Annotated in this window: 16 protein-coding genes and 1 pseudogene; all 17 read left to right on the forward strand. The window is 32.3% G+C overall.

What is annotated here, in order from left to right:
- Window positions 1–23 precede the first annotated feature (23 nt).
- Window positions 24–539 (forward strand): hypothetical protein, encoded by a 516-nt coding sequence (locus WMO19_RS04315; protein ID WP_349170327.1) that lies wholly within the window; start codon window positions 24–26, stop codon window positions 537–539.
- A 13-nt stretch (window positions 540–552) separates the two neighbouring features.
- Window positions 553–774, forward strand: coding sequence for a hypothetical protein (locus tag WMO19_RS04320; RefSeq protein WP_019107271.1), 222 nt, complete (start codon window positions 553–555; stop codon window positions 772–774).
- 82 nt (window positions 775–856) lie between these two features.
- Entirely contained in the window at window positions 857–1,177 is a 321-nt protein-coding gene (locus WMO19_RS04325; protein WP_019107270.1) for a DUF3847 domain-containing protein, read from the forward strand.
- 241 nt (window positions 1,178–1,418) lie between these two features.
- Complete coding sequence (gene mobQ, locus WMO19_RS04330; protein WP_019107269.1) at window positions 1,419–2,879, forward strand: MobQ family relaxase; 1,461 nt, start codon at window positions 1,419–1,421, stop codon at window positions 2,877–2,879.
- A 60-nt stretch (window positions 2,880–2,939) separates the two neighbouring features.
- The gene (locus tag WMO19_RS04335; protein ID WP_019107268.1) at window positions 2,940–3,359 is read left to right on the forward strand and encodes a nuclear transport factor 2 family protein; all 420 of its coding nucleotides are present in this window, start codon (window positions 2,940–2,942) and stop codon (window positions 3,357–3,359) included.
- A gap of 20 nt (window positions 3,360–3,379) precedes the next feature.
- Window positions 3,380–4,012: a hypothetical protein gene (locus tag WMO19_RS04340; RefSeq protein WP_349170330.1), complete on the forward strand. Its 633-nt coding sequence runs from the start codon at window positions 3,380–3,382 to the stop codon at window positions 4,010–4,012.
- 151 nt (window positions 4,013–4,163) lie between these two features.
- Window positions 4,164–4,889, forward strand: a pseudogene (locus tag WMO19_RS04345) (VirD4-like conjugal transfer protein, CD1115 family); the annotation flags it as partial.
- A gap of 38 nt (window positions 4,890–4,927) precedes the next feature.
- Window positions 4,928–6,757, forward strand: a complete 1,830-nt coding sequence (locus WMO19_RS04350) for a recombinase family protein (protein ID WP_349170332.1) — start codon at window positions 4,928–4,930, stop codon at window positions 6,755–6,757.
- A gap of 120 nt (window positions 6,758–6,877) precedes the next feature.
- Complete coding sequence (locus WMO19_RS04355) at window positions 6,878–7,468, forward strand: TetR/AcrR family transcriptional regulator (RefSeq protein WP_002844956.1); 591 nt, start codon at window positions 6,878–6,880, stop codon at window positions 7,466–7,468.
- An 11-nt stretch (window positions 7,469–7,479) separates the two neighbouring features.
- Window positions 7,480–8,067 (forward strand): MptD family putative ECF transporter S component, encoded by a 588-nt coding sequence (locus WMO19_RS04360; RefSeq protein ID WP_002844954.1) that lies wholly within the window; start codon window positions 7,480–7,482, stop codon window positions 8,065–8,067.
- Between the two features lie 20 nt (window positions 8,068–8,087).
- A complete protein-coding gene (locus WMO19_RS04365) occupies window positions 8,088–8,789 on the forward strand; it encodes an energy-coupling factor transporter transmembrane component T (RefSeq protein ID WP_002844952.1) in 702 nt (233 codons plus the stop codon).
- Window positions 8,782–10,179: an ATP-binding cassette domain-containing protein gene (locus WMO19_RS04370; protein ID WP_002844950.1), complete on the forward strand. Its 1,398-nt coding sequence runs from the start codon at window positions 8,782–8,784 to the stop codon at window positions 10,177–10,179. The genes WMO19_RS04365 and WMO19_RS04370 overlap by 8 nt, the downstream gene beginning before the upstream one ends.
- A gap of 24 nt (window positions 10,180–10,203) precedes the next feature.
- Window positions 10,204–11,559 carry an MATE family efflux transporter gene (locus WMO19_RS04375; RefSeq protein WP_002844948.1) on the forward strand — a complete coding sequence of 452 codons (1,356 nt, stop codon included), beginning with the start codon at window positions 10,204–10,206 and terminating at the stop codon, window positions 11,557–11,559.
- Window positions 11,560–11,843: 284 nt separating this feature from the next.
- Window positions 11,844–12,260, forward strand: a complete 417-nt coding sequence (locus WMO19_RS04380; protein ID WP_005957966.1) for a sigma factor-like helix-turn-helix DNA-binding protein — start codon at window positions 11,844–11,846, stop codon at window positions 12,258–12,260.
- An 84-nt stretch (window positions 12,261–12,344) separates the two neighbouring features.
- Entirely contained in the window at window positions 12,345–12,674 is a 330-nt protein-coding gene (locus WMO19_RS04385) for a DUF3847 domain-containing protein (protein WP_002842117.1), read from the forward strand.
- A gap of 246 nt (window positions 12,675–12,920) precedes the next feature.
- Window positions 12,921–14,573 (forward strand): MobQ family relaxase, encoded by a 1,653-nt coding sequence (mobQ, locus tag WMO19_RS04390; protein ID WP_019595625.1) that lies wholly within the window; start codon window positions 12,921–12,923, stop codon window positions 14,571–14,573.
- A gap of 2 nt (window positions 14,574–14,575) precedes the next feature.
- Window positions 14,576–15,162: phage replisome organizer N-terminal domain-containing protein (locus tag WMO19_RS04395; RefSeq protein WP_349170336.1), on the forward strand; the 587-nt coding region annotated here is incomplete at its 3' end.

Below are 15,162 nucleotides of genomic sequence, written 5' to 3' on the forward strand. Positions count from 1 at the left end.
CTAAATGAACGGAGGAACAAAAAATGGGGTTATTCGGACTGTTTGGAGGAAAAAAAGAAGTTGAATTAGATAAAGCAAAAAGCGATAAAAACAAGGCATTAATGAGAGAAATCTTTGATAGGAAAGTAGATAATGGCTCAGAATATAGAATAATCTATGCTTATTCAGAAGATATAGGTGGAGCTAATTTTGCGGTACTTCGTACGGTTTCCTATAAGTATAGAAGTTTTATACTTGGCTACAAGGAAAGTGATTTAAGTTTAGTTTTCCTTGGGGTAAGCCCTGATTTAACTCAGGTTGGTGAAGCACTTCTTTATAGACCACAAGATATAAAGAAAACTAATTTCACCAAGATGGTAGGTTCATATTATCTACAATACGGAAACTCATTCAAGAAAGAATTTTTCAACTTTTTTGTTCCTGAGACTATTGGCGATATAGTAAATCATGATTGGTATGATGAAGAAACATTCACTTATATTGACCAAAGAGAAGAACATAGTGGTTGGGTAGATTTTTGGAATAAATTTTGCAAATAAAAGGTAAAGTATAATGAGTATGTTACCAAATTATATTTTGGCTTTTATATTTGCAGTATTTCTCATATATAGCTATATAAATATAAAAGTTAAAAAAGCTAAAGTTAGTAACGGATGTCTTTATGGAATAGGCATAGTTGTTGCAGTATTGCTACTTGGAATGTCTATTTACGGTATAATATTTAATATCCCATTAGGGCAAGTGCAGATGCTAATAGAAAATAGCTTTAAATAAAAAATAGATATATGAAACAGTAAATCAAATTCGGTTTACTGTTTTTTATTTGCTCAAAATTAGAAAGAGAGGAAATGAGAAAATGAAGAACATAGAAGAAAAAATCTTAATGGCAGATGAAGAAATCAAGCAGTTACAAAACAAAAGGAAAAAGCTCATCAGTCAGCAGAAACAGGAAGAAAGAAAAAAGAGAGATAAAAGAATATATGAAAAAGGAGCAGTCTTTGAAAGTATCTTTACAGAAAGCAAAAATCTAACCAAAGATGAATTTTATCAGTTAATCACATCTTTAATTCGTAAAGAGGAAGCCAATCTCAAAATACAAAAAATTATAGAAAGCAGAGAAGAAAGCGAAGTTGAAAATATAGAAAAAGAAGATGAAGAAACGGGGATAGAGGAATAGTCCCTTGTTTACAAGGGCGCACATATACACCTTAGCAGGTGCGTGCGTTCTCCGAAGGCTCTTAGCAGAGGGCATATCAGCTAACGCTGATACAGGGGAACTACATTCCCCTACGGAAATAAATTTCCTACCCCTTGTGTACTTACCAAAAGAAATCGGATAAAAAGCAATCCGATTTCTTTAGGAAGTCTTATCTATCGCCACATCAAAGTATCAGAAAAACGAAAGGAGGTTTTCTCTTATGGCGATATATCATCTTTGTATAAAGATTATTTCAAGAGGTAAAGGCAAAAGTGCAGTAGCAGCTTCCGCCTATCGAAGTGGCGAAAAAATAAAAAATGAATACGATGGCGAACTGCATGACTTTACAAGAAAAGGCGGAATAGCACATACTGAAATTCTTTTACCACAAAATGCACCACAGGAATTTTTAGATAGAGGGACATTGTGGAACAGTGTTGAGAAAATAGAAAAAAGTAAAAACTCACAGCTTGCAAGAGAAATTGAAGTAGCCTTACCTAAAGAATTAGACCGAGAGAAACAAATAAATCTTGTACGAGAATATGTAAAAGAAAATTTTGTAAAAGTAGGTATGTGTGCCGACATTGCCCTACATGATAAAAATGATGGAAACCCACATTGTCATATATTACTTACCATGCGACCACTAAACGAAGATACAACATGGGGAGCAAAATCAAAAAAGGAATATATCCTTGATGAAAATGGAGAAAAAGTAAAACTTAAAAATGGTAATTACAAAACAAGAAAGATAAATACAACAGATTGGAACGAGCAAGACAAGGCAGAAGAATGGCGAAAAGCATGGGCAGATATTACAAACAAATATCTTGAAGAAAACAGCATACAGGAGAAAGTAGATCATCGTTCTTATCAAAGACAAGGGATAGAACAAATACCGACCATTCATTTAGGAGTGTCAGCAACCCAAATGGAGAAGAAAGGCATAGCCACAGACAGAGGAAATATCAACCGAGAAATCAAACATCAAAATATGATTTTAAGAGAAATTTCAAGAAGAATAAAGGCATTACTAAATTGGATAAGAGGAATAGGAAAAGAAGAAAAAATAGAAAACGAAAATACAAAGTCCACCCTCCCACCCAAAGAAAATCTGTTGTCAATCTTTGAAAATCTTATTCATAAAAACGCAGATAACAATAATGCAGACTTGGAGAAATATATTGAAAGTTATCAGCTACTCAAAGAGAAAAACATCACTTCATTATCCGAGCTTAAAGAAAATATAGTTATCCTTAGAGATAAGAATTATAAGACAACACGAGCCTTAAAAGATACCGAGAAGAAGATTGATGAAAAAACACAACTCATCGACCAATCAGAAAAATATTTGAAGTATAAGGACACCTACAAAGTCTATGCACAATTAAAGAAAAGAAAACAGGAAGATTTTTATAATGAGCATACAGCAGAGATTATTTTATTTGAAAGTGCTAAGAAATATTTGAAAGACCATTTAGGAGAAAGCAAGACCTTAGCCATCAGTAAATGGGAACCAGAAGTTGCCACTTTGAAGAAAGAGAAAAAGAGCCTTTACAATCAAATATTAGAGATAAGAGAAGAAGTAGAACAAGCAGAAAAAGTTAAGACCTGTATAGAGCAGTTACAGGAACACGAAAAGCAACTATCACAGGTAAAGCGGAACGAGTTAGACCTATAAAACTAAGTGAAAAAATGGTATAACAATATATAAATATTTGATTTTGGAGGTGCTAAATATATGGATGAAAGAGAAAAAATCATTCGTTTATGGTTTGATATGTGGCTTGAACAACAAGACTTAGGGATAGATGAAATTTTTTCAGATGATGTAATTTATGTTGAAAGTTGGTGTCCAAAGTATGAAAATCGTCAAACTGTAAAGCACTGGTTTAATGAATGGAATACAAGAGGAACAGTGCTTGCGTGGGATATAAAGCAATTTTTTCATAAGGATAATCAAACCATTGTAGAATGGCACTTCAAAAATAAAATGAATGAAGGGAAAGTTGAAGAATTTGACGGTATTTCTTTGATAGTTTGGACAGCCGATAATAAGATAAAAACATTGAAAGAGTTTGGTTGTAATTGCAATAACTACAATCCTTATAAACAGAGTAAAAGTCCATTATTTAGAGATGAAAAAGTAAATTGGTTTTGAGGAGATGAAATATAACGAAAATGGAGTTAAGAGATGATAGAAAATCATATATAAAAATATTTTTAATTGGAATATTGGTGGGATGTATTACTCGATTATTAGATTACTGCTCATTAGATACTTTATGGAGTTGGTCTTCTGTTCAAACACTATTAGGATTTTGGATGATTTCAAATACTGTAATAGTAGTAAAAAGTTCATCTAATAAGTGTGCAGGAATTAGCTCATTCTTATATATGTTTGGAATGACATTGAGCTTTTATGGATTGCAAGCTATTCTTGGTATGTTTATTCCAATGTTTTCGGATGGATTTCGTTTTTCTTTATTTATAATGTTTACTATTTTGTCTATACCATGTGCGATTGCAGCGTTTGTACTTTATTATTGGAATAGAGATAAATTTTATAACTTTATTTTATATTCGTTGCCTGTAGGAGCATTATTTTCTGAAACGGTAGCTATAGCAATAAAATTTTACATGACACATACTTTTCTATTTCAGTTACTAATGGATGGAATAGGAACTATTGCTTTCGGAGTATTATTTTTTAGAAGAGTGAAAAATCGCTATGTTTACTTATTTTCTATAATCATAAGTTTCTTAGTATTTTACTTTATTCTATATCATAGAGAAGTTCTTACATGGTTATAGTGCTTTTACTTGCGTAATTTATAAAAATAGTAATTTATACGAAACTAAAACAAGAACAGTAAATCAAAAAAGGTTTACTGTTTTTCTTTGTCTAAAAGTTAAAATGCCATTGTAGAAAAAGCATCCATAAATATAAAAAGGCACTTGACAAAACGCTTCCTGGGGAAATGAAAAAGATATTGAGCCATACATTGACAAGAAGTTTGAAAACAATGTGCTATTAACTCAAACTGAAAGACTTACCATGAACAATAGACCTAAAAATCCAAAATATGCTAGGAATAAAAATGTATTGGTAATTGGAGGTTCTGGTAGTGGTAAAACAAGGTTCTTTGTAAAGCCGAATCTCATGCAAATGCACTCTTCATATGTAGTGACCGATCCAAAAGGAACATTAGTCTTGGAATGCGGAAAAATGTTGGAAAGAAATGGATATGAGATAAAAATACTAAATACAATAAACTTTAAAAAATCCATGAGATATAATCCCTTTGCATACTTGAAAAGTGAAAAAGATATTTTGAAATTAGTACAAACAATAATTGCAAATACTAAGGGAGAAGGAGAAAAATCAACTGAGGATTTTTGGGTGAAAGCTGAAAAACTCTATTACACAGCACTTATAGGATATATCTGGTATGAAGCTCCTAAAGAAGAACAGAACTTTACAACTCTACTTGCTATGATAGATGCAAGTGAGGTAAGAGAAGAAGATGAAAATTTTAAAAATGCAGTAGACTATATGTTTGAAGCATTAGAAAAAGAAAAGCCAAACCATTTCGCAGTAAAGCAATACAAGAAATACAAACTTGCAGCAGGAGTAATAGAATTAAGGAGAACACTTAATCACTATTTTAGTGAAATATGTGCTTCTTAATTCTTTTTTATTGAAAAATTAAGAGAAAGGGGGTAAAAATGAGGAATTTTGAAAAGATAACAGCACTCTATGAGAGATTAAGTCGTGATGATGAACTGCAAGGAGAAAGCAACTCTATCATCAATCAGAAAAAAATATTGGAAGAATACGCAAGCAAAAATAACCTGTCAAACATCATTCACTTTACAGATGATGGAATCAGTGGAACGCAGTTTGACAGACCGGGATTTATGGCAATGATGAACGGAGTTAATCAAGGAAATATTGGGTGTATCATTGTAAAAGATATGAGCAGACTTGGCAGAGATTATCTCAAAGTCGGTCAATGTATGGAGATACTAAGACAAAAGGGAGTGAGACTAATCGCTATCAATGACAATGTAGATAGCTTTTACAGAGAAGATGATTTTACCCCCTTTAGAAATATCATGAATGAATGGTATGCAAGAGATACATCAAGAAAAATCCAATCTACCTTCAGGTCAAAAGGCGAAAGTGGGAAACATACGGCAAGCACACCGCCTTATGGCTATATCAAAGATGAAAAAGATAAAAATAAGTGGATAGTAGATGAAAAAGCAGCCGAAGTAGTAAGACGAATATTCAATATGACCATGCAAGGCAATGGTCCGTATCGAATAGCAAAGATATTGGAGAGTGAAAAAGTAGATATACCCGCCTATCATCAACAGAAATTAGGTTATGGACTATATCAAAGCAAAAACTTTGAACATCCCTATCGTTGGTGCAGCTCAACCATAGCAAGCATTTTAAAGAAACAGGAATACTTAGGACATACAGTCAATTTCAAAACAAGAAAGCACTTCAAGGACAAAAAAAGCAAATATGTATCCGAGGATAACTGGCTTATTTTTGAAAATACACACGAGCCAATCATAGACCAAGAAACCTTTGATAATGTGCAAAGGATAAGAGGAAATGTAAAAAGGTATCCTGACGGTTGGGGCGAATATCACCCACTCACAGGACTGATGTATTGTGCAGATTGTGGGAGCAAGATGTATGTTCATAGAACAAGCAACTATAAGAATATTCCCTATTACACTTGCAGTGCCTATACCAAAACCCCTTGCGGCACACTTTGTCCATCAGCACACAGAATAAAAGCAGAAGCAGTCCTAAACCTTATTAGGGAAACACTGAAAGACATTAAAAAATACCTTGATGAAGATAATGAAGCCTTTATCCGTTCCATTCAAAATGAAATGGAAGAAAAGGAAAAAATAGAGATAGAAAAGAAAAAGATAAGATTAACGGAAAGCCAAAATAGACTTCAGGAACTTGAACGACTGATGTGCAGAATTTACGAAGATATGATCCTGAATAAAATACCGAATAATCGCTATGAAATCCTTAATAATCAATATGAAACGGAGCAGGTAGCTTTAAGTAAAGAAATTAAGGACTTGGAGCAGCAGGTTTCAAGATATGAAAAAGAAACAGACAGAGCAAGAAAATTTATATCTCTTATCAGTCGTTATGAAAACTTTGATGAACTTACAACTACAATGATAAATGAGTTTGTAGAAAAAATTATCGTACACGAAAGAGATAGAAAAGGAAGTCAGACATCAAAGCAAAAGATAGAAATTTACTTTAATTTCATAGGCAATTATGAACTGCCACAGGCGGAGTTAAGTGAAGAAGAAAAACAAAAACTTGAGGAAGAAGAAAGAAAAATCAAGGAAAGAAAAGACAAGCTACATCAAAATTACCTGAAACGAAAAGCCAGCGGAAAACAGAAAGAGTATGAAGATAAATATAAGGCAAGAAGAGAACAGAAGAAACAGGAGAAATTAAAGGTTTTGAAAAGAGTTGGGATACCGATGAAAGATTATATGAAATAGTATTCATATTAAGACGGTAGTTATTATCATGAAGTTAGTTGACATTAACTATCGTTTATGATAAAATAAAATTCGACAGTAGTGTCGGTTTTTATTACGATATGAAATGAGGTCTTTATTTTGAAAGAAGAAAAACAAAAAGTTGGACAAATTAGAAAAAAAGAGATTCGAGAAGCTGCAAAGGAATGCTTTCTAAATAAAGGGTTTCAACTTACAACAATGGAAGATGTTATCACAGAGGTAGGAATGAGTAGAGGGGGTGTTTATCATCATTATGCAAGTACAAATGAAATGCTTAAAGACTTAATGTTTGATGGTAATGATTATAGAAACAACTTGATAAATGAGTATTTAAAAAACAATCGAGGAAAAGATAAATATCAGCAAATGGGTGATATTTTGGTTGATAAGTCGCTGGCTGATACAGAATTGATGAGATTGTATACACTCCTTTTACAAGCGAAAAAATATAATCAGGATTTGGAAAAATTGTATCAAGAATTGAAACTTAATGCGACTAATGAGCTAAGTTTAATCGCCAAGCAGCTTGGAATTAAAACAGACATATTTAAGGATGATTTTTTAGTGAATTATATCAATGCGATGATATTAAGTTCTGAAGTTCTCTGTGCAAGAAATTCTTTTTCACAACATAAAAAATATATAAAAGAAACAATGGTAAATTACATTGTTGATATTGACAAGAGATAGGGAGGTTTAAAATGAGTAAACGATTAGAAGTAAAGGATTTAATCAACATAGGATTATTTTCTGTATTAGGTTTTGTATTTATGATGATTGGATCATTTTTAGGAATGGTTCCAGTTTTAATGCCGGTTGTTCCATTTGCACAGGGAGTTTTAGTAGGACCTGTAAATATGCTGTATTCCACAAAGATTAAAAAAAGAGGAATGGTGTTTATTCAATCATTACTTATTGCATTAGTATATGTTGCTATGGGACATGGACCTTGGGCATTATTGACCGCTGTTATTGCTGGTATTATTGCTGAAGTTATTTTGAAATCAGGAGAATATACGGATGTTAGAAAGGCAAGATTAGCATTTTCTATTGCTCCACTTTGCACATTAGGAAATTGGTTGCCAATTTTTATATCAAGAAATGAATATGTCAAACAGATGTTAGAGAAAGGATATAACCAAGAATTTATTGATAAGATGCTTAGTGTAATGCCGAATTGGATTATTGTCGTAATGGCAATAGGTGGAATTATAGGAGCATATATTGGTTGTAGTATAGGTATGGCTTTCCTAAAAAAACATTTTAAAAAGGCTGGTATGGAAAAATAAGGATTCATAAGGAGTTAAGGATGACAATCAAACTTGATTTTCGTACAAAACTTTTTATGACAATAGTTCTTTCATATGTGATGGTTTTAGGCAATATTCAAGTAAAGTATTTCTTGCAAGCCCTTATAATATCTGTAATTCCGATAGTGCTTTTAATAAATACAAAACATACAAGAGTAGCTATTATTGGGATGGCTACTCTTGTGTTCGTTTATGGTGCTGATAGATTTTTAATTAAATTAGAATACAGTCCCTTGGTAGCGATTTTACTGATATTAGTAATGGTTGTTAAGAAAATACTTCCCGCATTTTTAATGGGGAAATATACCATACTCACATCAAATGTAGGGGAAAGTATTTATTCATTGAAAAAAATGAAATGTCCCGATGAAATAGCAATACCATTGACTGTGATGGTTCGTTTCTTTTATGCCGCAAGGATTGATTATAGCCAGATAAAAAAAGCCATGCGTTTGAGAGGACTAACGCTTAAAAAGTTAATAAAAAATCCAATTCTATTATTTGAATATAGATTAGTGCCACTATTGATGTGTTTGTCTAAGACGGCAGATGATTTAACAGTATCCGCAATGACAAAAGGGTTAGCTGTTAATCAAAAGCGAACAAGTATTAGTGAATCTCGCATTGGTGGCATTGATTGCATATTTTTTTTGATAATGGTATGGGCAATCTATTTATATATAAGGGGTAAGTATGCTTAGTTTACAAAATTTAGTATTAAAGTTTGATGGAGAAAGCATATTAGAAAATATAAATCTAAATTTCAAACCCGGAGAGGTAACTGTTATAACGGGACAATCAGGTACGGGGAAAAGTAGTTTGTTAAAAGTAATAAACGGCATTATTCCCGAATATGATTGTGGAGATGTAAAAGGAGATGTTTTATACAGGGACAAATCTTTATTAGGGATGAGTATATTAGAACGATCCAAGTTTATATCCACAGTGTTTCAAAATCCTAAAACACAATTTTATTGTATCAATTCTACAGATGAATTAGCTTTTCAATTAGAAAATAGGTGTATAGAAAGAAATTTGATTTTAGATAAAATACGCTATTATTCAGATGTTTTAGGTAGTAAAGATTTGTTGGACAAGAATATTTTTGAACTATCCGGTGGAGAGAAGCAACTAATTGCTATAACCGCCAGCGGAATTTCAGAAAATGAAATTATTCTTTTAGATGAACCATCCTCATCTTTGGATTATGAATCAATTAAGAACTTAAAAAGAGCTATTATTGAGCTAAAAAAAAGAAATAAAATCATAATCATTGTCGAGCATAGATTATTTTATTTGAAAGACATTGTAGACAAGCTGTGTGTAATAGAAAATAAAACTTTTAAAGAATACACGAAAGAATATTTTAGTGATGATTTCTTTGTAAGAGTTTCAGAAAAACATAATTTAAGAAATTTCAATGAAATTTTTAAGAGTGATTTCTTAAATAGACAATATGAAAAAGTAGATATGTTGCAAAAAAATACTCCATCAAACTTTGCTAATGAATCAATAACATGTCTACATTTCAAAAAAACATACGATAAGAATACAATTTTTGATTTTAGTGTTTCTTTTAATACCGGGATAAATTTCATTATTGGACAAAACGGTGTTGGGAAAAGTACTTTTATCAATTTACTTATGGGAACTATAAAAGGCAAGGGAGAAGTTTTTTATAAGGGAGAAAAACTCAAAAAACGGTATGAGAATATCTTTGCAGTCATGCAAGATGTTAATTATCAACTTTTTACAGAATCTGTATGGCAAGAAATTGGAACAGTTACAAAACAGGATAATTTGAAAAATGAAGCCTTAAGAAAGGTACATTTATTTAATAAAAAAGAAATGCACCCAAGTTCGTTATCGGGTGGAGAAAAACAGAGATTGTTGCTTGCTATGTCTATGGTAAGTCAAAAACCAATCATAGTGTTTGATGAGCCAACGAGTGGACTTTGCAAAATGCAAATGGATATTTTGATTGGATTTTTAAATCAAATGGTAGAGCAAGGGAAAACTATTATTATAATCACGCATGATTTTGAATTTATAAAACAATGCGATGGTGCAATATATGAATTTACAAAATAAATATAAGTAAAGGAGAGCAATACGATGAAAGAAGATATGAAAACACAACTTTTAACAAAAAGTCCTAAAGACTTGTTGTTTCAATTAGCTATTCCGGGAATTATAGGAATGGTTGTTATAGGACTTTATCCATTTATGGATGGAATATTTGCTGGGTGGATTATAGGGGATTATGCTATGTCTGCTATTAGTATATCAATGTCTTTAACAATAATAAATGGCGGTATATCAGCACTTATTGGTGTTGGTAGTGCGTCGATTTTGTCAAGGGCTATTGGAAAGGGAGACAAAGAAACAACGGATAAAATATTTGGTAATTTTTGTTATTGGGTGATTTTATTTTCTATAGTAATTACCATATTAGGATTGATATTTGCACCTAATTTTCTGGATTTGGTAGGAGCAAAAGGGAATATTAAAGAACTTGGAGTTAGATATTTAAGAGTAGTTTTCTTTGGTTCAATATTTGTGAATTTTGCTCAAGCAGGTAATATGACAATGCGTGGTGAAGGTGCATTGAAGCAATCTATGATGATTATGGGAGTAGGTGCTTTATTAAATATTATTTTAGATCCTATTTTTATGAAGTTGATGGGAGAGTATGCAATTGAAGGTGCAGCCATTGCAACTGTAATATCTCAAATTGTACAGGCGATATTAACATTTCACTATTTTTCAAAGAAAAGTGCTTTTGTTGGTATCCATAAAATTCAAAAGAGCAAGGCAATTTACAGTGAAATGTTTAGTATAGGAAGTTCGGCTATGATGATGCAAATTTTATTTGCAGTACAACAAACATTTTTGTTCAAACAGGCTTTCGCTTATGGTGGAGATAATTGGGGAATTCTAATGTCTGCCACAATGAGACTTTATATGTTCTCATTTATTCCATTGTGGGGAATGAGTCAAGGTTTACAGCCTGTTATAGGAGCTAATTTTGGAGCAAAACAATATCAAAGAGTAAAAGATACTATGAAGATTTTCATGTATGGGGCAACAATACTTGCTGCTATTTCTTGGATACCATCCATGTTTTTCTCTGAAAAATTATTGTCTTTGTTTAATGTGAGAAGTGAAATAATTGAAGTTGGAGTTATGAACTTCAAGTTGTTCTATTCTACCTTTATCCTGTATGGAATTATGATTATGACTCTTACATTTTTCCAATCTATTGGAGATGGGAAAAAAGCGAGCATGATTGTAATGCTTAGACAACTGATTTTATTTATTCCGGCGATATTGTTATTGCCAAAGGTATTTGGAAGATTAGCAGTTTGGTGGGCTGAACCTATTGTGGATTTTAGTATGATTTTGCTTGGGCTGGTTTTAATGCTTAATGGACTTAGGAAAATGGGAAAACAAGAAATTACAAAAAGTTAGGTAGCTCAAAAGACAAAAGAAAAAATAAGAAAGGTTTGATGTATGAACATTATTTAACTATAAGGGATGGGTGATTAAGATGAAAAAATCTTTATATACAAAAGAAATAAATAATAAAAATTTCTATTTGCCTTATAGTTGTCTATTCTCTCAAACAATTAAATACATCTAAAGAAAAGGTAAACTCTTTTCAATTCGGAGGACATTTTACGCCAAAGTGTAGAAGTCCTCCTTTTTTATTCTCAAAAAGCAAAACAGAGAACTTAAAAAAGGAGGATAACTAAGTGGCAAAGAAAGAATATTACCTTTATGTAAAAGGCAAAGCCGTACCTGTAAGCGAAGAAGTCTACAAAGCCTATTGGAAGATAACAGAGCATGAAAAGTATCTCCAAAGAAAAGATTGGAAGCATAATGTTATACCATTTTCAGGACTGGATCACGACGGACACTTCATAGACAACATCATAGATGAAAAAATAGACTTAGAAAAAATTGTAGAAGTAAAAATGCAAATTGAAGAACTTCATAGAGCATTAAATACTCTTTCAAAAGAAGAACGAGAGTTAATGGAAGCCATCTTCTACAAAGAAGAAAGCCTAAGGTCAATCGGTAAAAAAGAGAAAGTTACACATCAAGCAATCAGTGGGAGGAGGGATAGGATTTTAGAAAAACTGAGAAAGATTTTAGAAGATAAAATCTAAAAACTTGGAAAGGTTAAGTGTCAAAAAAAGGTGCTTAACCTTTCTTTATGGAAACAAGCAGATACCAAAATGGAGGAATGAAAAATGAAGAAAGAAAATACATTACAGGAAGTACAGGAACAAATTTCTGAACTTCAGGAAGAAAGAGAAAAGTGCAATGTGAAGCTGAAACAATTAGAAAATCAAGGCAAGAAATTAGAAAAACTTGCAAACGAAAAAGAACGAAAAAGAAGAAATCACAGGCTTATACAAAGAGGCTTGATAGTAGAAAGAGTGGTTAAAAATCCACTAATGTTTACCAATGAGGAGATAGAAGAATTACTTAAAGTTGCTACTCACACAGAAGAATACAGACAAGCCTATGAAGAAATGATAAATGGGAAAGATATGGAAGATGAAACAGACAGCGAGTAGACAGAATAAAAGACCTTAGTTTTTTCAGAAGCTCCCTGCAAGGGCAAAAAGCTTCGCAGAACGCAAAGCACCCTTTAGGGTGTATAATTGCGCCCTTAGAAAAACTAAGGGATTTTAGCAAGTCTTAAAACATACAAAAGTTAATAAAAATATACAGATAAAGCAGATAGGAAAAGATACAAAAATAACCTGTCTGCTTTTTTTATTTACCTGAAAACAAACAAAAAATGAAAGGAGCTTATACAGATGGCAGAAACATTTCACTTTAGTATATCAATGATAAGCAGAGGAAAAAGTAAATCGGCAGTTGCAAGTGCAGCATATATATCCTGTGAGAAATTAACAAATGAATGGGACGGAGTAACTCACGACTACCATAATAAAAAAGGACTTTTACATTCAGAAATCTTCTTGCCGGAGAATGTCCCCATAGCATTAAAAGATAGAACTACTTTATGGAATAGCGTTGAACTAAATGAGAAAGCAAGCAATGCACAGCTTGCAAGAAACTTCATTATCGCCTTACCGAAAGAATTATCTTTTGAAGAAAACAAGAAACTCATTATCGACTTCATACAAGAAAATTTTGCATCAAAAGGAATGATAGCAGACCTTGCAATCCATGATGAAAGTGATGAAGAAAATAACAATATCCATGCTCATATTATGACTACCCTTAGACCAATCAATGAAAAAGGAGAGTGGCAGGCAAAAAGCAAAAAAGAATATGTTCTTGATGAAAACGGAGAAAAGATAAAACTAAAAAGCGGAAACTATAAAACAAGAAAAGTAGAGCTGACAGACTGGAACGATAAAGGCAACGCAGAGAAATGGCGAGAGAATTTTGCAAGCCTTTGTAATCAGTATTTAGAAAAAAATCATCAGGAAAAGAGAGTGGATCATCGTTCCTACAAAAGACAAGGGATAGAAGAAATCCCAACCATTCACATGGGAGCAAGTGCCAGCGCCTTAGAGAAAAAAGGAATCGAAACCGACAAAGGAAACATCAACCGAGAAATAAAAAAGCACAACTCCTTAGTTAAGGCAATTAAAGAAAAATTGTTAGAGATTAACTCTTGGCTTAACTCACTTGTTTCTACATTTCAAGCAAAATATGACGAGTACAAAGAAACAAGACAACAAGAGATTGAGAACAAAGCCGAACTCTTTAACCTCTATGAATATATCTCTATCTATAACGAGATACAGGGAGAAAAAATAAAAAATCTATCCTACTATGGACAGATAAAAAAGGGAAATGCAGACCTAAAGAGATTTGTAAAAGCAATCTACTATCTAAAAGATAATCATCTTCAAACCATAGCAGACCTACAAGGAAAAGTCTTTGAACTTGCAAAACAAAGTAAAAAGATAAGTGGTGATATTCAAGAAAAAACACAAAGAATAAAAGACTTAAATCAATGTGTAAGCTGCATAGACTCTATCAAAGAAAACAAAGAAGTTTATCAGGAATACAAAAGCAAAACCATATTCAAAGACAGCTTTTATAATTCTCATAAAAAAGGAATAGACAGATATCTAAGAGCAAGAAAGACCATAGAAAAATTTACAGGGACATCATCTATAAAATTAAGTGATTGGCAAAAAGAAATATCAAACCTTGAAAAAGAGATACAAAGTTTAACGGAAGATAAAGTTAAAGTACAAGACGAATTTAAGCAGATAGACCATATCAAATATGCAGTAAAGATTGTCAATGACGAGTATGGAATAGACCTATCTATTGAGATAGATAAGGCAATTAAGAGAGGAGATAAACCAAGTGTTATTGCACAGCTGAAAAAATTCCAAGAGCAAGAGGAAAGAAAGGAGCAGTACAAACAAAAAGCCAAGGAAAAGGCTAAAGAAAATTATAAAAATACAGGGGAGGAAAGATAAAAATGGCAGACAACAGAAGATACTATTGGTTAAAATTGAAAGAAGATTTTTTTACAGATAAGAGAATCAAAAGGCTAAGAAAAATATCAGGAGGAGATACCTATACAATCATTTACCTCAAATTGCTTTTGCTTAGCTTAAAAGATAGTGGGAAGCTGTATTATGACGGAGTAGAAACAGACTTTATCAAGGAGCTTGCATTAACGATTGATGAAACGGAAGATGATGTAATGGTTACAGTAAATTATCTTGTAGCACAAGGATTGATGGAGATAATCACAGAAAATGACGAGTATTTTTTAACAGAAATCCCAAGTCTTATAGGTTCAGAAACAGCGTCTACAAGGCGTTCGAGGAAATCAAGAGGACAAAAAGCGTTGCAATGCAACACTGGTGCAACACCTTGCAACCTTTTGCAACAAAACTGCAACGGAGAGATAGAGATAGAGAAAGAGATAGATATAGAGTTAGAAAAAGAGGGGGAGAAAGAAAAAATATCCCCCTCCCTTTATGGAGAATATAAAAATGTTTCCTTAACTGATGAAGAATATGGAAAATTAAAGGATAAAATGCAATGTCATAGGGATAA

The organism is Peptoniphilus hominis (ex Hitch et al. 2025), assembly GCF_040096015.1.
In the GTDB taxonomy this organism is placed as follows: domain Bacteria; phylum Bacillota; class Clostridia; order Tissierellales; family Peptoniphilaceae; genus Peptoniphilus_A; species Peptoniphilus_A hominis.